Source organism: Actinomadura nitritigenes (assembly GCF_017573545.1).
In the GTDB taxonomy this organism is placed as follows: domain Bacteria; phylum Actinomycetota; class Actinomycetes; order Streptosporangiales; family Streptosporangiaceae; genus Spirillospora; species Spirillospora nitritigenes.
In genome coordinates this window covers 219,294-243,633 of sequence record NZ_JAGEOK010000010.1, presented here as the reverse complement: position 1 = coordinate 243,633, position 24,340 = coordinate 219,294, and the positions used below count along the sequence as shown (strand labels likewise).

Genomic DNA, 24,340 nt, shown 5'->3' with positions numbered 1-24,340 from the left:
GGCCGCGGCGCCGGGCGGCGCGGCGGTTCACCAGGAGCCGCCTCCCCCGCCGCCGTCACCGCCGCCGACTCCTCCCCCGCCTCCGTCGCCGCCGAAACCGCCGAAACCGCCGTGGCCCGACCCGCCCCATCCGGACGTGGTCCGCCGGGTCGGGGAGTGCGTCCGGCGCAGCGTCCCCTGCGCGCGCCTCGCCTTCCGCGCGGACGCGTCGACGAACATGGTCGCGACTTCGACGAAGCGGTCCTGGAGTCCCTCGTCCGGGCCGTCGTCGGTGTACCACTCGGGCGGGCCGCCCCGCGCCGCGATGTATTTGCGCAGGATTCCCGAGTATCCCCGCGCCACCGCGTACGGGAGGTCCTCGGCGTCCGGCACGTCCTTCATCACGAGACCTCCGGTGTAGCGCTCCGCCTCGTGCCTGAGCAGCTGCGCGCCTCGGGTGAAGGGGTCGATGCGCCGCGAGCGCACCCAGACGACCGGGGCCGCCACGAGCAGGGCCGCACCCCAGGCCGTCGCGTCCGTCACCGCGCCTTCGGCGACCGGGCCGTACACCGCGCACAGGACGCCCGCCACGCCCAGCAGCACCGACGCGAACCGCAGCAGGGGCACGCCCGCCGACCAGGGCCGCCGCCAGCCGTGCGCATCGGCGGCCTCCACCACCAGCGGACGCAGGCGCCGGGCGAGCCCGAGACCGTCGACGTCCTCGGCGGTGGCGTCATCGCCGCCGGCGAACACCTCGTCCACGAACGCCCTCTCGTAGGGCCGCAGGTCCGCGGCGTCGCGGGGGCCGGTCAGCCGGAGCCGCGGCCCGTCCCCGGCCGGCCTGCTGATCCTCAGGTGCCCGCGGGCGGCGAGGTCCAGGGCGACGATCGCGCCGAGGTCGGCGTCGGCGTCATCGGCCCAGTCGGGGCACAGGACGGTCAGTTCCGCGGGCACGGCCGCGGGGACCGGCGCGGCGGGGTCCATGCCCGCCCAGGGGCGAGGGCGCAGGAACACCGCCACCTCGGCCGCGACGGCGAGCAGCGCCGCCGGGACCGCGAGCCAGCCGAGCGCACCGACCCGCCGGCCGCCCTCGCCGGACGGCTGCCGCCGCACCGCGCCGTGCGGCAGCGTCGCGCGCACGGTGATGCCCTGCCCCGCTTCCAGCCGCTGCCCGAAGACCGCGTTGCCCTGGCCGGTGTTCCGCGCCAGGGCGCAGGGCGCGGTCGAACCGCGGGGACCGGCGTAGCAGGCCAGGGACCGGTAGGCGGCCGGCGCCTGGAGCAGGACGGTCGCCACGTCGATCGGGACGTCCCATTCGGTGCCGACCGCGTTCCAGTCCAGGACGTCCGACCGGACGGCGTGCTTCGCGGTGTAGTCGAGCGTGTAGGTGTGCACGCCGGTCACCAGCGTGGACGGGTCGCCGATCCGCACGTCCACGGCCCCCTTGGAGCGGGTGACGGACCGCCCGGCCGGCGCGTCGGGGCTGGCGGTGCGCACGTTCCCGATCGACGTGCGGCCGGTCGGGACGTGCCGCTCGATGCCGTGCCGGCGCGCGTTCCCGAAGTCGTAGACGATCCTTTCGTGGACGTGGAGGGCGCCGTCCCGGTCCACCGTCAGTTCGACCGCGTACGACCGGATGCGCTCCTGCGCGGGCGCCGCCGACGCCGCCGGGGCGAGGAAGAGGAGCGCGAGGCAGGCCGCCGCCGCGCCGAGCAAGATCCGCCGCATACGCCGTACGACGCCGGAAACGAGCGCGCGGTTCTGCCCTGCCGCGTCCGGCGGGCCCGTTCCGGGCGGCCTATGACGGAACGCGTTCCCCCGGGTGCGGTCGGGCACCGCCCGGCGGCCCGATCGCAGCCGGCCGGCCCTAAACCTGAGAAAAGTCGATCATGGGCGAGGCGTTCGTCATCGAAAGTTCACAACCGATCGAATTCTGATTATCAAGGTCTTGCGGGGAGCGTGACGGTTGGAGCGATACTGGTCGCCGGGTTCCATTCCCGCCCCCCGCCGGGCCTTCCCTACGAAGGGACGTGATGCCGCAGGTCAGCCGGTTTCGATAAAGCCGTTTCAGCCATTGCTTCAATGCGTGTCCCCAGCATGCCCGAAGAAAGGGAGAAAACCGTGAACCGTCTCGTCGACCGGATTCTCGACCGGATCGCGCCCAAGGCGACCGCGTCCGCCTGCAGCGGCGGCTACTTCTGCAACGCCGCCGGCCACCCGGGCTACTGGTACCGCTTCTGCTGCCTGGACAGCGGCTGCCAGTGGACCAAGATCCGCAGCTCCTGCTGACCCGACCCCGGCACGAGCCCGGGCGGCGGCGGCGCGCACCGCGGACCGCCGCCGCCCGGCGCCCCGGGCCCGACGCGCGGCGTCCGGCGTCCGGAAGGAAGGGGCACAGAGCGGCCGCGGGCTCCCGTCCGCGCGGAGCGCACGCGGGCTCCCGTCCGCCCCTTCGACGAGATCGATCGACCTGTTCGCGAGGAGTTCCCGATGCCCTACCTGGTGGCGGCCGTGGTGTTGCTCGGCGTGGCCTGCCTGCTGAACATGCTGCTCACGATGGGGATCCTGCGGCGGATGCGGGCCGACGCCGGCCGGCCCGCCGCACCGGACCTGCCGTTCGAGCTGGGGCCGGGCGCGTCCATCGGGGAGTTCGCCGCCGTGACCACGGACGGCGAGCCGGTGGACCACGACGTCCTCGGCGGGGTCGTGGCGTTCCTGTCCGCCGACTGCCCGTCCTGCCACGACCTGCTGCCCGAGCTCGTCGAGCGGGCCCGCCGGCTCGACCGCGACGACGTGCTGGTGGTGGTCGGCGGGGACGACCCGGAGACCGTGCGGGCGCTGACCCCGGTGGCGCGGGTCGTCGCGGCCGAGGCCGACGGCGGGCCGGTGGCGCGGGCGTTCCGCAACACCTGGACCCCGGCGCTGTACCTGGTCGACGACCGGCGGATCCTCGCCACGGCGGCGCGGGCCGGCGACCTGCCCGACCCGCCGGGCGCCCGGCGGCCGTCCGGTCAGGCCGCCGGCAGGGGCTGAGCGGTGGGCGACTCCCCCGCCGGCGGCATGCGCGTCGGCGCCGCCGGCCTGTGGGCCGCCGCCGTGCGGGCCGTCGCGCTCATCTGGCGGTCGGCCAGGGCCGGCGTGCCGGTCTTCATCGCCCTGACGCTCGCCGCGTCCGCGGCGCCGATCGCGACCGCGTGGCTGACCAAGACGGTGATCGACCGGCTGACGACCCCGCACGGCGCGGTCGGCGGGCCGGCGCTCGGGCTGGCCGCCACCGGGCTCGCCGCGGCGGCCCTGCCGGTGGGCGTCCACTACCTGAGGGCGCAGATCGGCCGGTCCGCCGGCCTGGCGGGGACCGACCGGCTGTTCGCCGCGGCCGAGCGCCAGGTCGGGCTGCGCAACTTCGAGGACCCCGCCTACCAGGACCGGCTCAGGCTCGCCCAGGAGGGGGTCGGCCGGGTCCCCGAGATCGTGGACGGCATCGGCGGCGGCCTCGGCGGCGCGGCGTCCCTGCTCGGCTTCCTCGGCTCGCTGCTCCTGATCAGCCCGGCGATGACCGCCGTCGTCCTCGCGGCCGCGGTTCCCGCGCTCGCCGCCGAGATCCTGCTGACCCGGCGCCGGTCGGCGATGGAGTGGAGCATCGAGCGGTACCACCGGCGCGAGTACTTCTACGGGCAGCTCCTCACCGGGACCGCCGCCGCCACCGAGATCCGCCTCTTCGGCATCGGCGCGTTCCTGCGCGGCCTGATGATGCGGGAGCGGCGGAGCGCCAACGCCGAGAGCCGCCGGATGGACCTGCGCGAACTCCGGACGCAGGGCGGGCTCACGGTCATGAGCGCGGCGGCGGCCGGGGCCGGGCTGTGGTGGGCGGTCACGGCGGCGCGGCGCGGCGAGATCGGCATCGGGGACGTGTCCATGTTCCTCGCGGCGGTCGTCGGCGTGCAGGGAGCGCTCGGCACGCTCACCGCGGCGATCTCGGGAGGGCAGGCCCGGCTGCTGGCCTTCACCCACTTCATCGCCGTCACCGACGCCGAGCCCGACCTTCCGAGGGCGCTGGACGGGGAGGCGCCGCCGCTGCGGAGGGGCATCGAGCTGCAGGACGTCTGGTTCCGCTACAGCGACGACCATCCGTGGGTGCTGCGCGGCGTCGACCTGACGATCCCGCAGGGACGCGCCGTCGCGCTCGTCGGCCTCAACGGCGCCGGGAAGAGCACGCTCGTCAAGCTGCTCTGCCGGATGTACGACCCGTCCAAGGGCCGGATCCTCTGGGACGGCGTCGACCTGCGCGACATCCCGCCCGCGCGGCTGCGCGAGCGCATCAGCGCGGTGTTCCAGGACCACATGAACTACGACATGACGGCCGGCGAGAACATCGCGCTCGGTGACCTGACCGCCCTCGGCGACCGGGACCGGCTCCGGCGGGCGGCCGTCAGCGCGGGCATCGACGGCAAGCTCTCCTCGCTGCCCCGCGGCTACGACACGCCGCTCACCCGGATGTTCGTGCTCGGGTCGGACCAGGAGGACCCCGTGACCGGCGTCGTGCTGTCCGGCGGGCAGTGGCAGCGGCTCGCGCTGGCCCGCGCCCTGGTGCGGGAGGGCCGGGATCTGATGATCCTCGACGAGCCCGGCTCCGGTCTCGACCCCGAGGCGGAGCAGGAGGTCCACGCCCGCATGCGGGAGCACCGCGACGGCCGGACCAGCCTGCTGATCTCCCACCGGCTCAGCGCCGTCCGCGACGCCGACCGCATCGCGGTCCTGCGGGACGGGCGGATCGTCGAGCACGGGACGCACGACGCGCTGCTCGCGGCGGACGGCGGCTACGCCCGGCTGTTCCGCCTGCAAGCCGCCGGCTACCAGCAGGAGGTGCCGTGATGCTCGCGCGGTCCGCCGCGGGAACGCTGATGGCCGCGGGGCTGCTGGCGCTGGCGGTCCGCCGCGTCCTCGTCGTCACGACCGTGGACGGCGCGAGCATGGAACCGGGCCTGCGGTCCGGCGGCCGCGTGCTCGTCCGCAGGACGAGGCGCGCCCGCCGCGGACAGGTGGTGCTCTTCTGGGCCACGGACGGGCCGGACGGGGACGGGCCTGCGACCGGCCGGAGCGGAACCCTGCTCCTCAAGCGGGTGGTAGCCGTGCAGGGCGACACGCTCCCCGCCGGATGGGCCGAGCCGGACGTGGAAGGGATCGCCGGCACCACCGTGCCGCGCGGCTCCCTGGTGGTGCTGGGCGACAACCGGCCGACGAGCTGGGACTCCCGGCACTACGGGTACGTCTCCGGAGACCGGCTCGTCGGCGTCGTGATCCGCAGCCTGCCCGCTCCCACCACCCGGTAGCCCCGGCCCTCTCACGTCGGGCGGCGGGCGCCGCCGGTGCGGGCGGCCGCGACCAGCAGGAGGAGGACCGCCCCCGCCCCGAAGACGACGTTGCCGGTGAGAGCCGTCGCTACGGGGACGCCCATTTCCTTGGCGTGCGTGAAGCCCACCCATACGTAGGTGAGCAGCGCGCCGCCCGCCAGCGCCAGACGATGGGACGCGCTCCAGCCACGGCTCCGCGACCAGCGCGCGCACAGCGCGACGGCCGCGCCGAGCACGACGAACCACGCCGCCACCGGCCACCAGACCGGGAGTCCCTCGGGCAGCCGGTCGCGCAACCAGTAGAGGCTCGTGACGGCGAAGGCCGCGGCGCCGACCGTCCAGGAGCTCGGCGCGTCCGCGTCCGCCCTCGGCCTTGCCTCCGGACGGCGGCCGAGGACGAACCCCAGGACGATCAGCCCGGCGATCGCGACGCCCGCGACGGCGAACTGGCGCGGCGCGGCGACGAAGTGCTCCGACTGCGCCTGCGAGACGCTCAGCAGGAGCGAGGCGGCCACGAAGAGCAGCCCGGTGGCCGGCGGCCCGGCCCGCCCGAGCCACGGCCGGCGCGGATCGCGCGCGAACGCCTCGACGAGCGCGATCGGGACGCAGATGCTCCAGATCGTGTGCATCGACACGACGTCCTCCAGCATCTCGACGCTGGTGCCGAGCAGCGGGACGTGCGTCGACGCGTACGCCGAGCCCATGTCGAACCCGCCGTAGTGCGGGTTCCAGAGCATCTGGTCGACCGGGCCCTCCTCGATCAGCGCGTAGGCGACGGCGAGGACGACCATCGTCGGCCAGCCGCGCCCGGTCCGCCGGGCCGTCTCGCGCACGAGCAGCGCGCCGCCGCCGTACAGCGGGGCCAGCATGACCAGGCCGGGCAGTTCGGTGATCGGCTGGTTGCCGAGCAGGAACTCCCCCACCAGAGGCGCGAGCAGGAACAGCGCCAGGGCGGGCAGGAGCCCGCGGCGGCGCTCGGAACGGAACATGCTCGCGAGCCTAGGAACGGGCACCCGCACGCCGAATCGGCCGACGGTCGATGCCCGGATGGCCACCTGGCCGTCCCGCCCGCTACCTCGGTCCGCGCTCCTCCGGCTCGTGCGGGGCGAGTTCCCAGTCCGGTCCCCACAGGCGGGCCGTTCCGTCGTCGCTCCCGGAGAGCGCGTACCGTCCGCCGGGCGCGACGGCCAGGGCGCCGACGCGGCGGCCGATGCCGCTCCCGTACGCGGCGATCCTGCCGTCTCGGGACAGGCCGACCGAACGGACGGTCCGGGCGCCCGTCCCGGGCGCGCTCGTCCGAGGAAGGATGCGCGCGGCCCACCCGCCGCGCGGCCGCGTCCGGCCGGTCCGGCGGGACAGGGCCCACCAGGCGTCGAGGACGCGGGGCGCCCGCTCGTGGCCGGGGACCGCGCAGGCACTGGTGAGGAGCTCGCGGGCCTCCCGGAGGCGGCCGTCCGCCAGCGCACGCTCCGCCTCGTCGACCAGCCGTCCGATGCTGGTGGCGAGCCGGGCCAGTTCCGCGTGGCGGCGCGGCCGTCACGGCGGCCCGCGGCGGCGTGCGCGCTGCTCCTCACGGGTCGCGGACGCCGATCGCGGCCGCGAGCGCGAACGCGCCGAGGCCGGTCAGGGCCGCGGTCGCGGCGACCGCGCCCAGGTCGAAGAGCCGGCCGATGAGCAGTTCGCCCGCGAAGGAGAACAGCCCGGCGGCGGACTGCAGGACGCCGTAGTAGGCGCCGAAGTGCCCGGCCGGAGCGTGACGGGCGGTGCGCTGGAAGACCGCCGGCTGGATCAGCCCGTTCGACACGCCGTTGAGGACGGCCGCGATCAGCAGCGGGACCGTCTGGGTGCCGTCCAGGGGCGCGAGGACGCAGAACGCCGCGGCGGCGCACAGCAGGCCGAGGCGCAGCACCCACGGACGTTCGCCGCGGTGGCCGGCGGCCACGAAGGGCTGCGCGGCCGCGGCGACCGCCGCGAGGACGCAGAAGCACAGCGTCGCCGCCGCCGGAGTGAAGTCCAGCAGCGGGACGGCGGTGAGCATGCCGTTGGCCAGCAGCGTCGTCGGCGAGGCCGCCAGCGCGAAGAGCAGGAAGGAGCGGTCGCCGAACACCGCGCGCACGCCCGCGGAGAGCTCTCGCCGGCGTCTCACCGCGGGCCGCCGTCCGCCATGGGGCACGAGGAGGAACAGCACGCCGCCGATCGTCCAGAGAGCGGCCGCCGTTGCGGCCAGAGGGGTGAAGCCTCGCCCGCCGGAGAGGACGGCAAGGCCCATGACCGGGCCGAACACCGTTGCGACGTGCTGCGTCGCGACATAGCCGGCGAACCCGCGCGACCGCCGGTCGGGGCCGACCCCGGCCAGCAGACACTGCGCCGCGGGGTTGTAGAGCGCGCCCCCGGCGGCGAGGACGACCGCCGCGCACAGCAGCGGCCCGACGCCGTCGACCGTGCCGAGCAGGACGAACCCCAGCGCGCGCAGGACGCAGGCGATCGCGCCGGTACGGCGGGCCCCGAGCAGATCGGTGATCGCGCCGACCGGCAGCAGCAGCGCGGACTGCAGGCCCACCCGGACGCCGAGGATCAGCCCGACCGCACCGGCGAGCAGCCCCAGGTCGTGCCGCAGATAGGCGACCAGGTGCGCCATCACCGCGAAGAAGCCCAGGCTGGAGGCGAGCTGGATCGCGACCACGGTCGTGATCAGCCGGCGGTCGGACGGCCGCCCGGCGGAGCGAGCCCCTGCCGGGGCGGGAGTATCGACGATCATCCACGGCAGCACACCAGAAAGACGGGCGATGTCCCAACCCGGGAATGCCCCTCGCCTCTCGGCCACCTGCGGAGATATGCGTCCGGCTATCGGTTGATGATCGATATCGGACTTGGACGTCGCCGGAACGGCCGTGCTGTCATGGCCGCCATGCCCAGCCTGCGCCCCTCTCGCGAATCCGATGGCGGCCGCCACCTGACGCCCTTCGAGCGGTCCGGACCGTCCAGGCGCGCCCTGCTCATCGGCGCGGCGCTCCTGCCGCTGGCGGGATGCGACGACCGGCACCGTCCGAGCCCGAGGCCGGCGGCGTCGCAGCGCCGTACGACGGCTCCCCCGGACGATGCGCGGTTCGCCGCACTGGAGCGCAAGCACGGCGCCCGCCTTGGCGTCTACGCCGTGGCCACGGGCACCGGCGCTGCGGTGACCTACCGCGCGGACGAGCGGTTCGCGTTCTGCTCCACCTTCAAAGCGCTCGCCGCCGCGGCGGTGCTGCACGGCAACCCGCTCGGCCATCTCGACGAGCGCGTCACCTACACCAAGGCCGACGTCGACTCGATCTCGCCGATCGCCAAGGACCACATCGCGACGGGGATGACGATCAGGCAGCTGTGCGACGCCGCCATCCGGTACAGCGACGGCACCGCCGGCAACCTGCTGATGCGCGACATCGGCGGCCCCGCCCGGCTGACCTCCTACCTGCGCGGCCTCGGCGACACCGTGAGCCGCATGGACGACTACGAGCCCGAACTCAACAAGATCGGCCCGGGCGACCCGCGCGACACCACCACGCCCCGCGCCATCGCCGCCGACTACCGCGCACTCGTCCTCGGGGACGCGCTGCCAGCGGACAAACGCGCCCTGCTCAAGGACTGGATGCTGCGCAGCATGACCGGTGCCACGCGCATCCGCGCCGGGCTGCCGAAAGGATGGACGGTCGCCGACAAGACCGGCAACGGCGACTGGGGCCGCGTCAACGACGTCGGCGTCGTGTGGCCGCCGGGCGCCGCCCCGCTGGTGATGGCCGTCATGACCGACCGCCGCGGTTACGGCGCGCCGTACAAGGACGCCCTGATCGCCGAAGCGGCGGCCCGCATCGCCGCCCGGCTCGCCGCCTGACCGGTCCCACCTGCGAAGGTGCTCTGCGACTGCGGGGCGGCTGGGTCGAAACCGGTCCCCGCGCCGGGAACGGGCGCCGGCGCCGGCGGGCCGCCGGTCCGGCACGGCCTCCTCGCGATCAAGGAAGGAGCGTGCTGAACTGTAGTGAACGGAGGCGGCCGAGACCGGTCGCCGCCCCCGAGCATCCGTTCCGCACCAGGGATTCGCCGGTGGACAGTTCACGGAAGGGCGCCGTCGGCCTCGCGGTCGTCGCACTGATCATCTGGGCGGTGTTCGTCGCGTGGTGGGCCGAGGCCGCCTACTCGGCCGCGCATCACCTGAGCGCCACCGACTGGCAGGGCAACCACCGGACCAAGGTGCACCTGCTGCTCCGCGCGTTCGTGATCGGCGGACTGCCTCCGCTGGGCGCCGCCCTCGGCTGGGTGTGGGGGCCGTTGGCGGCGCCTTCCAGACCGGCCGCCCTGGCCACCGCGTTGGGCTTCCTGTCCGGCACGCTGGGGCTGGGAGTATGCGCCCTCGTCGAGTTCGGAATCGCCCTGTCCAGCATCGAGTTCGTCTTCTAGCCCGATCGAGGAGCCGCGCCATTCCCAGGCCGGTGACGAGGTCACGCGTCCACCCGGCAGGGAGCCGTCGCGTCGCGACCGGTGCCGCGGGTGGGCGATGATCGGGACATGGCATTGTCGACGGCGTTCACGGACATGTTCGGTGTGCGGCACCCGATCGCCTCGGCCCCGATGGGCGGGTCGGCCGGCGGCGCGCTGACGGCGGCGGTCTCGCGCGGCGGCGGCCTCGGACTGCTGGGCGGCGGGAACGGGGATTCGGACTGGCTGGCCCGCGAACTGCCGGTCCTGGCCGAGGAGGCCGCCGGGAGCCCGTGGGGGATCGGCTTCCAGACGTGGGCGATCGACGACGGGGCGATCGCGCGGGCGCTGGAGCACCGCCCGAGCGCGGTGATGCTGTCGTTCGGCGACCCCGGACCGTTCGCGGAGCGCGTCCGCGCCGCCGGCACGGTGCTGATCGTCCAGGTGACCGACCTGGAGGAGGCCCGCCGGGCGGCCGACCTGGGCGCGGACGTGATCGTGGCGCAGGGCACCGAGGCCGGCGGGCACGGCGCCCGGCACGGGCGGTCCACGCTGCCGTTCGTCCCCGTCGTGGTGGACCTGGCGGCACCGGTGCCGGTGCTGGCGGCCGGCGGGATCGCCGACGGCCGCGGCGTGGCGGCCGCCCTGGCGCTGGGGGCCGCCGGGGCGCTGCTGGGCACCCGCTTCCAGGCCACCACCGAGGCCCTCGTCGACACCGCGACCGCCAAGGCGATCGTCGAGGCGCGCGCGGAGGACACCGAGCGCAACAGGGTGCTGGACATCGCCCGGGGCTCCCGGTGGCCGGCGCAATACACCGCGCGCACCCTCGGCCATCCCTTCCTGGACGCATGGCGGGGCCGGGAGGACGAGCTCGCAGCGGATCCCAACGCCGGGCAGGCGTACCGGGACGCCGTGGCGCGAGGCGAGATCCCCGCCCTGCCGCGGTGGGCCGGCGAAGGCGTCGACCTCATCGAGGACCTGCCGTCCGCCGCCGACCTGGTCGGCGCCCTCGCCGCGCAGGCCGAGGAGGCCCTGGCCCGGGCCGGCGGGCGCCCCGGGACGGAGCCGGTCGCGGCGCCTGTCCTTCCGGCCGACGGCCGCGACGCGTGAGCGCCGGACCGGCGGCCGCGCCACCCGAGTGCAGGGAGCCCGCCGCCACGGCCCGGCGGCGTGCGGGCGGGAGGCTCGCGGCCGCCGCCCTGCCGGTCGTGTTCGTGCCGATCTGGAGCAGCGGCTACCTCGCCGGGACGCTCGGGGCGCGCAGCGGGGCGTCGCTCGCCCTGGTCGCCTGGCGGTTCCTCGTCGCGTTCGCCGTCCTGGGATCGGTCTCCGTCGCCACCCGCGCGCCGTGGCCGAAGGAGCGGCGCACGTACGCGCACCTGCTCGTGACGGGCGTGCTGCTGCAGACGGTGCAGCTCGGCGGCGTGTTCTTCGGCCTGGCGCACGGGGTGCCGGCGGGGCTGTCGTCGCTGATCCTGAGCGCCTGCCCGCTCATCGTCGCGGCGGCCGCGGTGCCGATGTTCTCCGAGCGGCTGACCGGCCGGCAGTGGGCCGGCCTCGCCCTGGGGCTGGCGGGAGTCGTCGTCTGCGTCAGCGGGAACCTGTCGGGCGGAGCACGGACCGCCGGGTACGCCTACACCGGCCTGGCCCTGGCCGGACTCGCCGCCGGGACGCTCTACCAGAAGCGGTTCGGAGGCGCGGTGGACCTGCGGACGGGGACCACCGTGCAGCTCCTCGGCGCGACCCTCACCACGTTCCCGCTGGCGATGGCGCACGGCGGGCTGCGCGTCCCGCTGACCGGGCAGGCGCTCGGCTCGCTGGCGTGGCTGGCGGTCGTCAACTCGATCGGCGCGCTCGTCCTGCTGTTCGTCCTGCTGCGGCGCGGCACGGGCGGCGCGGCGACCAGCCTGCTGTACCTGGTGCCGCCGGTGACCGCCGTGCTCGCGGTGCCGATCCTCGGGCAGGGCATCACCGCGAGCGTGATCGCCGGTATGGCGGTCTCGGGTGCGGGCGTCCTGCTCGTGCTGGTCCGGGCACCCCGGTAGGCCGCCGGCGCCGGGCGGTCGCGCGGCCGGCGCCGACTTCTGAGATCGTGTCCTTGATCGGTCCGGCGGCTCGCCGGCACGGGACCGACCGGCGCGCGCCCTCGCCGCGGAGGAGGAAGCCCGATGAGCACCTGCATCGTCGTCGGAGCCGGCCTCGCCGGTGCCGCGACCGCCTGGCAGCTGGCCCGGCGCGGTCACGACGTGACCGTGCTGGAACGCTCCACGCCGGCCAACGGCGAGGGCAGCTCGCACGGGTCCGCGCGCATCCTCCGGTACGCCTACCCCGACCCGTTCTACGCCCGGCTGGTCGTCGACGCGCGGCGCGAATGGGACGAGCTGGAACGCCTCGCCGGCGAACGCCTCGTCACCTCGACGGGGTCGGTGGACTTCGGGGCCGACCGGGACCCGGCGGCGCTGGCGGCCGTGTTCGAGGAGGTCGGCGTCGACCACGAACTGCTCACCGGCGCCGAGGCGGCCGCGCGCTGGCCGCAGTTCGACTTCGGCGACCGCGGCGCGGACGTGCTGTGGCATCCGGACGCCGGGGTGATCGACGCGGAGGCCGCGGTCGCGGCCATGCTGCGGCTGGCGCGGGCCGGCGGCGCCCGCGTCGAGACCGGGCGGCCGGTGGCCTCGGTCGAGCGCGCCGGCGCCGGCCTCCGGGCGGTCGGAGCGGACGGGCGCGCCGAGGAGGCCGAGAAGGTCGTCGTCACCGCCGGCGGCTGGCTCCCCGGCCTGCTCGGCGACCTGGCCCTGCCCGAGTCCTTCCTGGCGGCGTTCCCGCCGTTGCAGGTGATGCAGGAGAACGCCTACCACTTCCCCTACCGCGCCGGCTCGGACGGATCGTGGCCGACGTTCATCCACGGGATCCCGTCCATGCTGGTCTACGGCCTGCCCGGCGGGCGCGACGCCGCCCTTCCCGGCGGCCGGACCGGGCTGAAGGTCGCCGAGTACAACGGCGGCCGGCCGATCCGCGGCGCGGCGGCGCAGAGCGGGGAGATCGACCCCGCCAACCGCGCGCGGGTCACGGCGTACGTCCGCCGGACCCTGCCGGGCCTCGTCCCCGAGCCGTACGCCGAGACGACCTGCCTCTTCACCAACACCCCCACCGAGGACTTCGTCATCGACGGCGTGGACGGGATCACCGTCGCCTCGCCCTGCTCGGGGCACGGCGCCAAGTTCGCGCCGCTGCTCGGCCGGATCATCGCCGACGCGGCCTCCGGGGAGCGCGCCGCCCCGGCGAGATTTCGAGTTTCTCGACGGGAATGATGGGTCTCCGCCTCGGGTTGCCGCCGGCATGACGATCGGAGCAGTGCTTCATCCAGGCGGGTCCGGCAACGCGGTCGACGAGGTGGTGGCGGCGGCGAAGGAGGCCGAAGCGGCGGGGCTGGGCTCCGTCTGGCTCGGGCAGCGGTTCGACTACGACGCGGTGGGGCTCGCGGGGCTGGTCGGCCGGGAGGCGCCCGGACTGGCCGTGGGGACGTCGGCCGTGCCGATCTTCGGCCGGCACCCGATCCTGGTCGCGAGCCAGGCGCAGACCTCGCAGGCCGCGACGCACGGCCGGTTCCACCTGGGCCTCGCGCTCGGGGCCAGGGCGTTCGTCGAGCCCGTGTTCGGCGTGCCCTACGAGCGGCCCGTCACGCGGCTGGCCGAGTTCCTCACCGTGCTGCGCTCCCTGACCGAGACCGGCACCGCGGACTTCCGCGGCGAGACGCTGACCGCCGCGCCGCCGATGCCCGCCGCGCTGCCGGGCGCGGAGCCGGCGGTCCCGCTGCTGGTCGCCGCGATGGGCCCGCAGGCCCTGCGCGTCACCGGCGAGCTGGGCGACGGCACGCTCCCGTTCCTGGCCGGTCCGCGGACGCTCGGCGAGCACATCGTCCCGGCCATCACCGCGGCCGCCGCACGCGCCGGACGCCCCGCTCCCCGCGTCGTCGCCCTGGTCCCCGGGGTGGTGACCGGCGACGTCGAGGCCGCGCGGACGGCCGCCGCCGAGCAGCTCGCCTTCTACGACCGGGTCCCCTCCTACCAGCGGGTCGTCGCTCTGGAAGGCGCCTCCAAGGCGGCGGATCTGCTCGTCGCGGGCGACGAGGAGACCGTCGCCGCCGAGGTCCGGCGCTACTTCGACGCCGGTGCGACCGAGGTCGTCCTCACCCAGACCGGCATCACGGGCCCGGCGGACCAGGCCCGGACGTGGCGGCTCCTCGGCGACCTGGCGCGCGGCGCGGCTCCCGCCGCGGCCGGCTGACACGAGGACGTTCCCGGAAGCCGACGGCGGGCCTCAGCGGACCCGTTCGATCCGCCGGCGGCGGGAGCGGCCGAGGGCCGCGAGGCGGCCGGCGAGGACGGCGGCCTGGGCCCGGATCTCGGGGATGGCCGTGGTCTCGTAGCGGACGCCGCGCAGGGGCGGCCCCAGGGCGAACAGGTCGCCGTGGGGCCGCCCCGCCGCGTCGCGGACGGCGCCGTCGGGGTCCGCGTCCAGCCCGAGACCGAGCGGTCCGGGACGGGCGACCCCCGCGGTGACGAGGCCCGACAGGAACGGGTCGGTCCCCGGGGCGCCCGCCGGTCCGGTGCCGTTGACCAGCCAGCCGACCTCCAGGTCCGAGGTCCCGCCTTCGGTCCCGACGCGCACGCTGAGCCCGTGAGCGGCACCCGCCCGGACGTCGTCGACGCGGCCCCGGTGAACGCGCAGGCGGCCCTCGGCGCGCAGCGCCTCGATCCGGGCGGCGGAGGCCGGCGGGATCCGGTGGCGGTGCACCTCCCAGTGCCGGGCGACCAGGGCGAGGAAGCGCCGCCGGTCGGCGTCCGACAGCCGCCCCCACAGGGCGGGGACGTGCGGCCGGACGGCGTCGACGAAGCCGTGCCACTCCCCGCCGTTGCCGCGGACGGCGAGCCTGGCCCAGCGCAGCAGCTCCCGCAGGCTCATCGGTTCGGCGGGCAGGACGAGGTCCGCCTCCGGCGGGCGCGGCGGCGGATGGTGCGCCTGGGGCAGCAGCCCGTGCCGGGACACGGCGTGGACGACGCGGCCCGGAGACCTGCCGCTCAGGCTGATGGCCAGGTCGACCATGGTCAGCCCGGTACCGACGATCAGGACGGGCGCGTCGTCGTCGATGGCGTCCAGCGCTCCGCGCCGCCACGGATCGGCGATGTACCGGGGCGCGGGCGGTGCCCAGGGCAGGTGGCCCGGCGCCTGGTTGCCGACGGCCAGGACGACGGCGTCGGCCGCGCGGGACGAGCCGTCGGCGAGGCGGAGCGTCCATCCCGGGGCGGCGGGCCCGGCGTCGAGGGAGAGCACGGTGCCGGTCAGCTCGGTCAGGTGGCCGGGCCGCGCCTCGGCCGAGGTGTCGAGAAGATCGCGCAGGTAGCGGCCGTACAGGGAGCGCGGGAGGAAGTCCTCTCCGGACGCCTCGATCCCCTGGGCGCGCGTCCAGTCCAGCAGGTGGCCGGGGTCGCCCTCGACGCCGCTCATGTTCGCCGCGCGGGCGTTCAGCAGGTGGTTCGGGTCCTCGGTGGAGTACGCCTGGCCGCGCCCGTGCAGGCCCCGTCCGTCGATGAGGAGGAGCCGCGGCACCGGCCCGGTGCGCCGCAGGAGGTGCGAGGCCACCAGCGTCGCGCTCGCACCGCCGCCGACCACGGCGATCAGTGGCTCGTCTCCGCTGTCAGCGACATGGTCGGACATGCCCCTGAGCCTAGCTGATATTTCCTACAAGAATTGTCCAAATTTGCCCGAGGCGAGCCCGCTGGGCCGGCGGCCGGATCTTTGGGTACGACCCTGACGACGCCTAGCGGAGACGATCGCCCCTATGACGACCACGCCCGGTTCCGACGAGCGGATGCGCTTCGAGCACCGCACCCTGCCCCAGCGGGTCCGGTTCGCCCCGGGCGACGCCGCCGCCGCGCTCGCCGAGGAGATCACCGCGCTCGGCGCGTCCCGCGTGATGGCGGTCGCCGCGGCGGGCAAGGCGGAGGTCGCCCGGCAGGTCGCGGGCGGCCTGCCCGTCGCGCACTGGCACCACGAGACCGCCATGCACGTGCCGCTGCCGGTCGCCGAACGCGCCCGCGCGGCGGCCCGCGAGCACCGGGCCGACGCGCTCGTCTGCGTCGGCGGCGGATCCACCACCGGGCTCGCCAAGGCGGTCGCGCTCACGACCGGGCTGCCGATCGTCGCGGTCCCGACGACCTACGCCGGCTCCGAGGCCACCGACGTCTGGGGGATCACCGAGAACGGCCGCAAGACCACCGGCGCCGACGACCGGGTCCTCCCCCGTGCGATCGTCTACGACGCCTCGCTCACGCTCACGCTCCCGGTGGACCTCAGCGCCGCGTCCGGGCTCAACGCGCTGGCGCACTGCGTGGACGCGATGTGGGGCCCGCGCGCCGACCCGATCGACCGGGCGCTGGCCGGCGAGGGCATCCGGGCCCTGCGGATCGGCCTGCCCCGGGTGGTGGCCGACCCGGCCGGGCTCCCGGGCCGCGAGCACTCCCTCTACGGCGCCTATCTCGCCGCGGTCGCGTTCGCGTCCGCGGGCTCCGGTCTGCACCACAAGATCTGCCACGTGCTGGGCGGGATGTTCGACCTGCCGCACGCGCAGACCCACGCGGTCGTCCTGCCGCACGTGCTCGCCTTCAACGCGCCCGCAGCCCCGGACGCCGAGGCCCGGATCGCCGCCGCCTTCGGCGGCGGCACCGCGCTCGCCGGGCTGGGCCGGCTGCGCGCCCGGCTGCACGCCCCGGCGGCCCTGCGCGACCTGGGCATGCCCGAAGACGGGATCGCGACCGCCGTCCCGGCCGTCCTCGACGCCGTCCCCGCGAACAACCCGCGCCCCGTCACCGCCGACGACCTCACCGCCCTGCTGCGGGCGGCATGGGAAGGGACCGAGCCCCGATGACCCAGGACCGCACCCCGGACCGCACCGCGCCCGACGCCACCGCCGCAGAGCAGGACCGGCGCGAGGAGGAGCTCCTCGGACGGGTGCTGCGCTCGTTCGACGGCTGCGCCGACCCCCGGCTCAGGGAGCTGATGCGCGCGCTCGTGCGGCACCTGCACGCCTTCCTCCGCGAGGTCCGGCTCACCGAGGACGAATGGTGGAAGGCCATCGAGTTCCTCACCCGGACGGGCCACGTCACCGACGACCGGCGGCAGGAGTTCGTCCTGCTCTCCGACACCCTCGGCGCCTCGATGCAGACCATCACGATCAACAACCGGGCCCACCGCGACGCCACCGAGGCGACCGTGTTCGGGCCGTTCTTCGTCGACGGCGCTCCCCGGATCGAGCTCGGCGGCGACATCGGCGGCGGTGCGCCCGGCGAGCCCTGCTGGGTCGAGGGGACGGTGCGCGACACCGCCGGCGCCCCCGTCCCCGGCGCCCGCGTCGACGTGTGGGAGGCCGACGCCGACGGCCGCTACGACGTCCAGTACGGCGACGACCGCACCGCCGGACGGGCCCACCTGTTCACCGGGCCGGACGGGGACTACCGGTTCTGGGCCGTCACGCCCACGCCCTACCCCATCCCGGACGACGGGCCGGTCGGCGCGATGCTCGCCGCCGTCGGCCGCTCTCCCATGCGCGCCTCCCACCTGCACTTCAGGGTGTCCGCCCCCGGCCACCGCACCCTGGTGACCCACATCTTCGTGCGCGGCGACGCGCTGCTGGACGCCGACACCGTGTTCGGCGTCAGGGAATCGCTGGTCAAGGACTTCGAGCGGCTGCCGGCCGGCACGCCCACCCCCGACGGCCGCGCCGTCGACGGCACCTGGTCGAGGACCGGGTTCGACATCGTCCTGGCGCCCGCCGGCGCGTGATCGGCGAGCCGCCGCCCTCTCTTCGGAACCCGCCGGCGCCGGACGGCGCCGGGTCCGTCGCCCGCATCCGGTTCGCGGCGATCTCTTGACGTTCCCACACATGTAGGCGTAAACAAATGGAAACAGACGCGAAACGGCGGTGAACCCACAGTGAGCTGCGAACGGCGCCGAGGCGGCACGTGATGATCGTCACGCTGACGCTGAACCCGAGCCTCGACCGCACGATCGACGTCGACCGGCTCGTCAAGGGCACGATGACCCGGGCGAGGTCGGTGCGCATCGACCCCGGCGGCAAGGGCGTGAACGTGTCCCGCGCGCTGCTGGCCAACCGCGTGCCGACGGTCGCGGTGGTCACCTCCGGCGGCGCGGACGGCGAGCAGCTCGTCCGGCTGCTGGAGGGCGACGGCATCGCCGTCCACGCCGTGCCGGTGGCCGGGCGGACCCGCTCGAACGTGACGATCGTGGAGCCCGACGGCGTCGTCACCAAGCTCAACGAGCCCGGCGAACCGCTGTCGCGCGAGGAGCTGGACGCGGTCGCCGACGTCGTGCTCGACGAGGCCGAGGGCGCCAGCTGGGCGGTGACCTGCGGCAGCCTCCCGCCGGGGGTGCCCGCCGACATCTACGCCCGGCTGTGCGAGTTCTTCACCTCCGCCGGGGTGCGGGTCGCCGTCGACGCCAGCGGCCCGGCGCTGCTGGCCGCCGTCGGCGCGGGACCGCACCTGGTCAAGCCGAACCGGGACGAGCTGGCCGAGGCCGTCGGGCGGCCGGTCGCCAGCGTCGGCGACGCGGTCGAGGCCGCCCGGGAACTGCGCGAGCGCGGTGCGGGGACCGTGCTCGCCAGCCTGGGCGCCGACGGCGCCGTCCTCGTCGACGAGGACGGTGTCACGATCGGGACGGCGCCCGTCTCCGAACCGAGGAGCACGGTGGGCGCGGGCGACGCGCTGCTCGCCGGGTTCCTCGCGGCGGGCGCGCGAGGCGCCCCGGCGCTGGCCGAAGGGCTGGCCTGGGGAGCCGCCGCCGTGCGCCTGCCGGCCAGCCGGATGCCGCGCCCGGACGACATCCGGCGCGACATCGTCCGCATCGACGCCCGGCCGGACCTCGGCCGTTCGCTCATCGCCTGATCCTCACGCAGACCCCCGAACCCTGAGGAGGCCGAGATGGCCGCTGCGTACACACCAGCCGTCAGCGGAAGCGGGCTGAAAGCCGGAGTCCAGCGCCTGGGCGGCCATCTGGCCGGGATGGTGATGCCCAACATCGGCGCGTTCATCGCGTGGGGCCTCGTCACCGCGCTGTTCATCCCGACCGGATGGCTCCCGAACAAGCACTTCGGGGAGCTGGTCGACCCGACGATCACCTACCTGCTGCCCATCCTCATCGGCTACACCGGCGGCCGGATGGTGCACGGCCAGCGGGGGGCGGTCGTCGGCGCGGTCGCCACCATGGGCGTCGTGGTGGGCTCCAAGATCCCCATGTTCCTCGGCGCGATGATCGTCGGGCCGCTCGCCGCCTACCTGCTCAAGAAGGTCGACGGCTACATCCAGGAGCGGACCCGAACCGGGTTCGAGATGCTGGTCGACAACTTCACCGCCGGGATCGTCGGCGGCGCCGTCGCCGTGTTCGGCGTGTGGGGCGTCGGCCCGATCGTCCGGCAGGTGACCAAGGGCGCCGGCAACGGCGTCGAGTGGCTGATCCACCACCACCTGCTGCCGCTGGCCTCGGTGCTGATCGAACCGGCGAAGGTGCTGTTCCTCAACAACGCGGTGAACCACGGCGTGCTCGCCCCGCTGGGCTTCGCGGAGGCGGCGAAGAACGGCAGGTCGATCCTGTTCATGCTCGAGTCGAACCCGGGCCCGGGGCTCGGCGTCCTGCTGGCCTACCTGATGTTCGGACCGAGGTCGCTGCGGCCGAGCGTGCCGGCCGCGATCATCATCCACTTCCTCGGCGGCATCCACGAGATCTACTTCCCCTACATCCTGATGAAGCCCCGGCTCATCCTCGCGACCATGGCCGGCGGCGCGGCCGGCATCGCCACCTTCATGGCCACGGACGCGGGCCTGGTCGCCACGCCGTCGCCCGGCAGCATCTTCGCCTACGTCGCCGAGACCCCGAGGCACGGCTGGGTCGGCGTCTACCTGGGCGTCCTCGTCGCCGCGGCCGTCTCGTTCGCGGTCGGCGCGGCGCTGCTCGGGTTCGGGAGGTTCGCCGAGAAGAAGCCCGGCGAGGCCGGCGCGGAGGCGTCCGGCGCCGGCGCGGAGGATCCGGCCGCCGGCGCGGGCGACCCCGCCGCCGGCGCCGGCGTCCCGCCCGCGAAGACCGCCAGCCCCTCACCCCAGGAGGCGTGACCACATGAACGGCAAGGACATCCGCAAGATCGTCGTGGCGTGCGACGCCGGCATGGGCAGCAGCGTCATGCTCGCGAGCAGCCTCCGCAAGGAACTGCGGAAGGCGGGCGTCGCGGTCGAGCACACCCCGGTGAACTCCATCCCGGGCGACGCCGACGTCGTCGTCTGCCACGAGGGCCTCGGCGCCCGCGCGCGGACCAGCGCGCCGGACAAGCCGCTCGTCACCTTCCAGGTGTTCCTCGGCGACCCCGCGGTGACCCGCCTGGTGGCGGCCATCAAGGACGGCGGCGAGATCGGTGCCTGACCTGCTGGCCCGCTCCGCCGTCCGCCTCGACGCGGCCGCGGCCGACCGGGACGACGCCGTCCGGCAGTGCGGGCGGGCGCTCGTCTCGGCCGGCGCGGCCGAGCCCGGCTACATCGACGCGATGCTCGCCCGCGAGCGGACCGTCTCGACGTACGTGGGCGAGGGCGTGGCGATCCCGCACGGCACCCTGGCCGGGAAGGAGCTGGTGCACCACGACGCGCTGTGCGTCCTGCGCTTCCCCAGCGGGGTGGACTGGAACGGCGAACGGGTCGCCCTGTGCGTCGGCATCGCCGCCCGGGGCGACGGCCACGTGCGGATCCTGTCCGAGCTCGCGCAGATCCTGCTGGACCCCGGCCGCGCGCGGAGGCTGCGCGAGGCCGCGGACGCCGACGAAGTGATCCGGCTCCTGCGGCCGGACGGAGAGGAGATCGCCCAGTGAAGGTCGCCCGCTTCCACGCCCCCGGGGACATCCGCGTCGAGGACGCCGCCGAGCCCGTCCCCGGCCCCGGCGACGTCGAGATCAGGGTGCGGAACTGCTCCACCTGCGGCACCGACGTCAAGATCTCCCGGTTCGGCCACCACCACATCCGGCCGCCCCGCGTCATGGGGCACGAGATCGCCGGCGAGGTCGTCGCGACCGGCGCGGACGTGACCGGCTGGGCGCCGGGCGACCGGGTCCAGGTGATCGCCGCCATCCCGTGCGGGCGGTGCGAGGAGTGCCGGCGCGGGCACCTGACCGTGTGCCCGAACCAGGAGTCGATGGGGTACCACTACGACGGCGGCTTCGCCGAGTACACCGTCGTGCCCGCCAAGGTGCTCGCCGTCGGCGGGCTCAACCGGATCCCGGACGGGGTCGGGTTCGCCGAGGCGTCCGTGGCCGAACCGCTCGCCTGCGTCCTCAACGGCCAGGAGCTCGCACGGGTCGGGGACGGCGACGACGTCGTCGTGATCGGCGCCGGTCCGATCGGCTGCCTGCACGTCCGGTTGGCGCGCTCGCGCGGCGCGGCGCGCGTGTTCCTCGCCGACATCAACGCCGAGCGCCTGGAGATGTCGGCCGAGCGGGTCCGCCCCGACGCCGCGCTCACCGGCCCGGACCTGGTCGACCAGGTGATGAAGCTGACCGACGGGCGCGGCGCCGACGTCGTCGTGACCGCCGCGGCCTCGGGCGCCGCCCAGGAGCAGGCGCTCCAGATGGCCGCCCGGCAGGGCCGGATCAGCTTCTTCGGCGGCCTGCCGAAGGACGACCCGGTCATCGCCTGCGACTCCAACCTGGTGCACTACCGGGAGCTGACCATCGTGGGCGCCAACGGGTCCAGCCCCGCGCACAACGCCCGCGCCCTGCGGCTGATCGCGACCGGCGCGGTGCCGGTCGCCGATCTGATCACCCACCGGCTGCCGCTCGCGAGCGTCCTCGACGGCATCGAGACCGTCGCCCGCGGCGCCGCGATCAAGGTCACCATCGAGCCCTGACAGGAGCCGACATGCCCCAGCGCACCGTGACGATCGCCTCCCGCACCGGCCTGCACGCGCGGCCCGCGAACCTGTTCGTCCAGGCCGCCGCCGCGCAGGACGTCCCGGTCCGGATCCGGGCCGGCGACCGGTCCGCGCCCGCCGACAGCATCCTCGCCGTCCTCGCCCTCGGCGCGGGGCACGGTGCCGAGGTCACGCTGGAGGCCGACGACGGGCCCGGCGCCGACGCGGCACTGGACGCGCTCACCGCCCTCCTCGCCCGCGACCTGGACGCGGAGGAACCGGCCGGCGCCTGAGCCGGGCGCCGTCCCCGACGCGGCCGCGGGACGGCGCCCGGTCCGGGCGGGCTCAGACCCGGACGACCTCGGGGCCGGCCGCGGCCAGTTCCGCGGCCAGCCCCGCGTCCAGGCCGGTGTCGGTGATCAGGACGCTGATGTCGCTCAGGTCGGCGAACCGGGCGAGGTAGTCGTTGCCGATCTTGGTGTGGTCGGTGAGCACCACGCTGCGCCGGGACGCCCGGATCATCGCCGACTTGATCGCGGCCTCGGCCGGGTCGGGCGTCGTCAGCCCCGCCTCCACCGAGCAGCCGTTGGTGGCCATGAACGCCACGTCGACGCGCAGCCGGTCGAGCGGGCGCATCGCCCAGTCGTCGACCGTCGCCAGCGTCCGCCCCCGCACCCGGCCGCCGAGCATGATCACGCTGAGGTTCGACCGGGTGGCCAGCACCGTGGCCAGCGGCGGCGAGTTGACGATGACGGTCAGCTCCCGGTCGCTCGGCAGCACCTGGACGAGCCGCCCGGTCGTGCTCCCCGCGTCGATGACGACGGACCCGTCGGCGGGCAGTTCGGCGAGCGCGGCCTTGGCGATGCGCTCCTTCTCCGCGGTCATCACCGCGTCGCGGGCCGCGAGCGCCGGCTCGAAGCCGAGCCGCTCGACGGGGATCGCGCCGCCGTGCACGCGGCGCAGCGTCCCCGAGCGCTCCAGGGCCGTCAGGTCGCGGCGGATCGTCTCCATGGTGACGCCGAAGTCCTCGGCGAGGGTCATGACGTCCACCCGCCCGGCCTCGCGCGTGCGGCGGAGGATCTCCTGCTGCCGTTCCTCGGCGTACATGTACGGGTTACCACCGAATCCCACGTTGTTTTCTCTGTGAATAGCCCCGGATGTGTGACCGCGTCAAGCCGGGGCGCCCTCCGGTTCACCGGAGGGCGTGCAGGGCGGCTTCCACGGCGCGGTGGAACGTCGGGTAGGTGTAGATCATGTGCTTGAGGCGGTCGGTGGGCGTCTCGGTGTGGACGGCGACGTTCAGCCCGTACAGCACCTCGCCTCCCACCGGGCCCGCCGAGGTGGCGCCGACCAGGACGCCTCGGTCGGCGTCCTCGACGAGCTTGACGAACCCCTCGTTGCCGGGACCGTGGATCATGCCGCGCGTGGACGCGGCGATCGGCACGAGGCCGGTGCGCACCCGCAGGCCGCGGTCGCGGGCCTGGCGTTCCGTCAGCCCGACGGCCCCGATCTCGGGGTCGGTGAAGGTGACGCGGGGCAGCGCCCGGTAGTCGGCGTCGGGCCCGGGGCTCCCCAGGACGTCGCGGACGGCGATCCGCGCCTGGTACATCGAGACGTGGGTGAAGGCGCCGCGCCCGGTGAGGTCGCCGACCGCCCACAGCCCGTCCGCGGCCCGCATCTGCCCGTCGGTGCGCAGGGCCGGCGCGGCCGGGTCGAGCCCCACGGTGTCGACCGCCAGCGCGGCCAGGTCCGCGCGGCGGCCCGTCGCGACGAGGAGGCGCTCGGCGCGGAGGGGTTCGAGCCCGCCTTCGAGCAGTGCCTCGAAGGTCGTGCCGTCGTGCTCGATGTCGACGGCCCGGGCACCGGTGCGGACGGTGACGCCGTCCGCCCGCAGCGCCTTCGCGGCCAGCTCCCCGGCCTCCGGTTCCTCGCGGGCGAGCAGCCGGTCCCCTCCTTCCAGGACGGTGACCTCGCATCCGAAGCGGGCGAAGACCTGGGCGAGTTCCACGCCGATCGCGCCGCCGCCGAGCACCAGCATGGAGGCGGGCATCTCCTCGGTCTCGATGGCGTCCCGGTTGGTCCAGTACGGCGTCCCCTCCAGGCCCGGGATCGGCGGGATCGAGGGATGCGAGCCGGTGGCCAGGACGACGCCGCGCGCGGCCTCGAACGTGCGGTCGCCCACGGTCACCCGGCGCGGGCCCGCGAGCCGCCCCCTCTCCCGGACGAGGCGCACGCCCTTGGCCGCCAGGCGATCGGCGGCCGCCTGGTCGTCCCAGCCGCCGGTGGCCTCCGACCGGACGCGGGCGGCGACCCGGCTCCAGTCGGGGACGGCCTTCCCCTCACCGGCGAGGACGGGGACGCGGGCGGCCTCGGCGAGCACGTCGCCGGCCCGGACCATCATCTTGCTGGGGACGCAGCCCCAGTACGGGCACTCCCCGCCGACGAGCTCCGCCTCGATCCCGACCACGTCCAGCCCCGCCTCGGCCAGCGCGCCCGCGGCGAACTCGCCGCCCGGCCCCAGTCCCACCACCACTACATCGACCCGGTCGCTCATGTCGCTCTCCTCTCGTTGCGGAATCGGTGGTCATCGCCTG

Annotated in this window: 24 protein-coding genes; 18 read left to right on the top strand and 6 right to left on the bottom strand. The window is 75.3% G+C overall.

The window, feature by feature from the left end; genetic code table 11:
* Nucleotides 1–27: 27 nt before the first annotated feature.
* Nucleotides 28–1,707, bottom strand: a complete 1,680-nt coding sequence (locus tag J4557_RS17680; RefSeq protein ID WP_208267720.1) for a DUF2207 domain-containing protein — start codon at nt 1,705–1,707, stop codon at nt 28–30.
* A gap of 393 nt (nt 1,708–2,100) precedes the next feature.
* Here J4557_RS17680 and J4557_RS17675 point away from each other — a divergent pair, with 393 nt between their 5' ends.
* From J4557_RS17675 to J4557_RS17660, 4 genes are all read left to right on the top strand, one after another.
* A complete protein-coding gene (locus tag J4557_RS17675; RefSeq protein ID WP_190851661.1) occupies nt 2,101–2,268 on the top strand; it encodes a hypothetical protein in 168 nt (55 codons plus the stop codon).
* A gap of 201 nt (nt 2,269–2,469) precedes the next feature.
* On the top strand, nt 2,470–3,012 hold the full coding sequence (locus J4557_RS17670; RefSeq protein WP_208267718.1) for a peroxiredoxin family protein: 543 nt from the start codon (nt 2,470–2,472) through the stop codon (nt 3,010–3,012).
* Between the two features lie 3 nt (nt 3,013–3,015).
* Nucleotides 3,016–4,851, top strand: a complete 1,836-nt coding sequence (locus J4557_RS17665; protein ID WP_307799924.1) for an ABC transporter ATP-binding protein — start codon at nt 3,016–3,018, stop codon at nt 4,849–4,851.
* Nucleotides 4,851–5,309 (top strand): S26 family signal peptidase, encoded by a 459-nt coding sequence (locus tag J4557_RS17660; RefSeq protein ID WP_208267716.1) that lies wholly within the window; start codon nt 4,851–4,853, stop codon nt 5,307–5,309. Before J4557_RS17665 ends, J4557_RS17660 begins: the two co-directional genes overlap by 1 nt.
* A gap of 11 nt (nt 5,310–5,320) precedes the next feature.
* On the opposite strand, the gene J4557_RS17655 is transcribed toward J4557_RS17660, so the two are convergent.
* Nucleotides 5,321–6,319 (bottom strand): AF_0692 family protein, encoded by a 999-nt coding sequence (locus tag J4557_RS17655; protein ID WP_208267714.1) that lies wholly within the window; start codon nt 6,317–6,319, stop codon nt 5,321–5,323.
* A 581-nt stretch (nt 6,320–6,900) separates the two neighbouring features.
* Nucleotides 6,901–8,088, bottom strand: a complete 1,188-nt coding sequence (locus J4557_RS17650; protein ID WP_208267711.1) for an MFS transporter — start codon at nt 8,086–8,088, stop codon at nt 6,901–6,903.
* Between the two features lie 150 nt (nt 8,089–8,238).
* Between J4557_RS17650 and bla the strand changes: the two genes are divergently transcribed.
* The 6 genes from bla to J4557_RS17620 all read left to right on the top strand — a co-directional run bounded on the left by bla (nt 8,239) and on the right by J4557_RS17620 (nt 14,072).
* A complete protein-coding gene (bla, locus tag J4557_RS17645; protein ID WP_208267710.1) occupies nt 8,239–9,204 on the top strand; it encodes a class A beta-lactamase in 966 nt (321 codons plus the stop codon).
* Nucleotides 9,205–9,413: 209 nt separating this feature from the next.
* Nucleotides 9,414–9,767, top strand: a complete 354-nt coding sequence (locus J4557_RS17640) for a hypothetical protein (RefSeq protein WP_208267708.1) — start codon at nt 9,414–9,416, stop codon at nt 9,765–9,767.
* A 108-nt stretch (nt 9,768–9,875) separates the two neighbouring features.
* Complete coding sequence (locus J4557_RS17635; RefSeq protein WP_208267706.1) at nt 9,876–10,895, top strand: NAD(P)H-dependent flavin oxidoreductase; 1,020 nt, start codon at nt 9,876–9,878, stop codon at nt 10,893–10,895.
* Nucleotides 10,892–11,830 (top strand): DMT family transporter, encoded by a 939-nt coding sequence (locus J4557_RS17630; protein WP_208267704.1) that lies wholly within the window; start codon nt 10,892–10,894, stop codon nt 11,828–11,830. The genes J4557_RS17635 and J4557_RS17630 overlap by 4 nt, the downstream gene beginning before the upstream one ends.
* A 123-nt stretch (nt 11,831–11,953) precedes the next feature.
* The gene (locus J4557_RS17625; RefSeq protein ID WP_208267702.1) at nt 11,954–13,096 is read left to right on the top strand and encodes an FAD-dependent oxidoreductase; all 1,143 of its coding nucleotides are present in this window, start codon (nt 11,954–11,956) and stop codon (nt 13,094–13,096) included.
* A 28-nt stretch (nt 13,097–13,124) separates the two neighbouring features.
* On the top strand, nt 13,125–14,072 hold the full coding sequence (locus J4557_RS17620; RefSeq protein WP_208267700.1) for a TIGR03564 family F420-dependent LLM class oxidoreductase: 948 nt from the start codon (nt 13,125–13,127) through the stop codon (nt 14,070–14,072).
* Nucleotides 14,073–14,105: 33 nt separating this feature from the next.
* Here the strand turns inward: J4557_RS17620 and J4557_RS17615 are convergent, their stop codons facing one another.
* Nucleotides 14,106–15,503, bottom strand: coding sequence for an FAD/NAD(P)-binding protein (locus tag J4557_RS17615; protein WP_208267698.1), 1,398 nt, complete (start codon nt 15,501–15,503; stop codon nt 14,106–14,108).
* Between the two features lie 124 nt (nt 15,504–15,627).
* Here J4557_RS17615 and J4557_RS17610 point away from each other — a divergent pair, with 124 nt between their 5' ends.
* The 8 genes from J4557_RS17610 (at nt 15,628) to J4557_RS17575 (ending at nt 22,039) form a co-directional block, all read left to right on the top strand.
* Nucleotides 15,628–16,713: a maleylacetate reductase gene (locus J4557_RS17610; protein WP_208267696.1), complete on the top strand. Its 1,086-nt coding sequence runs from the start codon at nt 15,628–15,630 to the stop codon at nt 16,711–16,713.
* Nucleotides 16,710–17,627, top strand: coding sequence for a hydroxyquinol 1,2-dioxygenase (locus tag J4557_RS17605; RefSeq protein WP_208267694.1), 918 nt, complete (start codon nt 16,710–16,712; stop codon nt 17,625–17,627). The genes J4557_RS17610 and J4557_RS17605 overlap by 4 nt, the downstream gene beginning before the upstream one ends.
* A 182-nt stretch (nt 17,628–17,809) precedes the next feature.
* Nucleotides 17,810–18,748 (top strand): 1-phosphofructokinase, encoded by a 939-nt coding sequence (pfkB, locus tag J4557_RS17600; RefSeq protein WP_208267692.1) that lies wholly within the window; start codon nt 17,810–17,812, stop codon nt 18,746–18,748.
* A 36-nt stretch (nt 18,749–18,784) separates the two neighbouring features.
* The gene (gene mtlA / locus J4557_RS17595; protein ID WP_208267690.1) at nt 18,785–19,969 is read left to right on the top strand and encodes a mannitol-specific PTS transporter subunit IIC; all 1,185 of its coding nucleotides are present in this window, start codon (nt 18,785–18,787) and stop codon (nt 19,967–19,969) included.
* Between the two features lie 4 nt (nt 19,970–19,973).
* Nucleotides 19,974–20,273 carry a PTS lactose transporter subunit IIB gene (locus tag J4557_RS17590; protein ID WP_208267688.1) on the top strand — a complete coding sequence of 100 codons (300 nt, stop codon included), beginning with the start codon at nt 19,974–19,976 and terminating at the stop codon, nt 20,271–20,273.
* Complete coding sequence (locus J4557_RS17585; RefSeq protein WP_208267686.1) at nt 20,266–20,712, top strand: PTS mannitol transporter subunit IIA; 447 nt, start codon at nt 20,266–20,268, stop codon at nt 20,710–20,712. Before J4557_RS17590 ends, J4557_RS17585 begins: the two co-directional genes overlap by 8 nt.
* Nucleotides 20,709–21,743 carry a zinc-dependent dehydrogenase gene (locus J4557_RS51670; RefSeq protein ID WP_208267684.1) on the top strand — a complete coding sequence of 345 codons (1,035 nt, stop codon included), beginning with the start codon at nt 20,709–20,711 and terminating at the stop codon, nt 21,741–21,743. Before J4557_RS17585 ends, J4557_RS51670 begins: the two co-directional genes overlap by 4 nt.
* Nucleotides 21,744–21,754: 11 nt before the next feature.
* Nucleotides 21,755–22,039, top strand: a complete 285-nt coding sequence (locus tag J4557_RS17575) for an HPr family phosphocarrier protein (RefSeq protein ID WP_208267682.1) — start codon at nt 21,755–21,757, stop codon at nt 22,037–22,039.
* A gap of 52 nt (nt 22,040–22,091) precedes the next feature.
* On the opposite strand, the gene J4557_RS17570 is transcribed toward J4557_RS17575, so the two are convergent.
* Together J4557_RS17570 and J4557_RS17565 are read right to left on the bottom strand one after the other, a co-directional pair.
* Nucleotides 22,092–22,853 carry a DeoR/GlpR family DNA-binding transcription regulator gene (locus J4557_RS17570; RefSeq protein WP_190851621.1) on the bottom strand — a complete coding sequence of 254 codons (762 nt, stop codon included), beginning with the start codon at nt 22,851–22,853 and terminating at the stop codon, nt 22,092–22,094.
* Between the two features lie 85 nt (nt 22,854–22,938).
* A complete protein-coding gene (locus J4557_RS17565; RefSeq protein WP_208267680.1) occupies nt 22,939–24,300 on the bottom strand; it encodes a dihydrolipoyl dehydrogenase family protein in 1,362 nt (453 codons plus the stop codon).
* Between the last annotated feature and the right edge of the window lie 40 nt (nt 24,301–24,340).

Bases quoted from the DNA above. Each gene is read 5' to 3' on its own strand.
- J4557_RS17680 (WP_208267720.1), bottom strand. From the start codon at position 1,707: ATGCGGCGGATCTTGCTCGGCGCGGCGGCGGCCTGCCTCGCGCTCCTC.
- J4557_RS17670 (WP_208267718.1), top strand. From the start codon at position 2,470: ATGCCCTACCTGGTGGCGGCCGTGGTGTTGCTCGGCGTGGCCTGCCTG.
- J4557_RS17660 (WP_208267716.1), top strand. From the start codon at position 4,851: ATGCTCGCGCGGTCCGCCGCGGGAACGCTGATGGCCGCGGGGCTGCTG.
- J4557_RS17655 (WP_208267714.1), bottom strand. From the start codon at position 6,319: ATGTTCCGTTCCGAGCGCCGCCGCGGGCTCCTGCCCGCCCTGGCGCTG.
- J4557_RS17650 (WP_208267711.1), bottom strand. From the start codon at position 8,088: ATGATCGTCGATACTCCCGCCCCGGCAGGGGCTCGCTCCGCCGGGCGG.
- bla (WP_208267710.1), top strand. From the start codon at position 8,239: ATGCCCAGCCTGCGCCCCTCTCGCGAATCCGATGGCGGCCGCCACCTG.
- J4557_RS17635 (WP_208267706.1), top strand. From the start codon at position 9,876: ATGGCATTGTCGACGGCGTTCACGGACATGTTCGGTGTGCGGCACCCG.
- J4557_RS17625 (WP_208267702.1), top strand. From the start codon at position 11,954: ATGAGCACCTGCATCGTCGTCGGAGCCGGCCTCGCCGGTGCCGCGACC.
- J4557_RS17620 (WP_208267700.1), top strand. From the start codon at position 13,125: ATGACGATCGGAGCAGTGCTTCATCCAGGCGGGTCCGGCAACGCGGTC.
- J4557_RS17615 (WP_208267698.1), bottom strand. From the start codon at position 15,503: ATGTCCGACCATGTCGCTGACAGCGGAGACGAGCCACTGATCGCCGTG.
- J4557_RS17610 (WP_208267696.1), top strand. From the start codon at position 15,628: ATGACGACCACGCCCGGTTCCGACGAGCGGATGCGCTTCGAGCACCGC.
- J4557_RS17605 (WP_208267694.1), top strand. From the start codon at position 16,710: ATGACCCAGGACCGCACCCCGGACCGCACCGCGCCCGACGCCACCGCC.
- pfkB (WP_208267692.1), top strand. From the start codon at position 17,810: ATGATCGTCACGCTGACGCTGAACCCGAGCCTCGACCGCACGATCGAC.
- mtlA (WP_208267690.1), top strand. From the start codon at position 18,785: ATGGCCGCTGCGTACACACCAGCCGTCAGCGGAAGCGGGCTGAAAGCC.
- J4557_RS17590 (WP_208267688.1), top strand. From the start codon at position 19,974: ATGAACGGCAAGGACATCCGCAAGATCGTCGTGGCGTGCGACGCCGGC.
- J4557_RS17575 (WP_208267682.1), top strand. From the start codon at position 21,755: ATGCCCCAGCGCACCGTGACGATCGCCTCCCGCACCGGCCTGCACGCG.
- J4557_RS17570 (WP_190851621.1), bottom strand. From the start codon at position 22,853: ATGTACGCCGAGGAACGGCAGCAGGAGATCCTCCGCCGCACGCGCGAG.
- J4557_RS17565 (WP_208267680.1), bottom strand. From the start codon at position 24,300: ATGAGCGACCGGGTCGATGTAGTGGTGGTGGGACTGGGGCCGGGCGGC.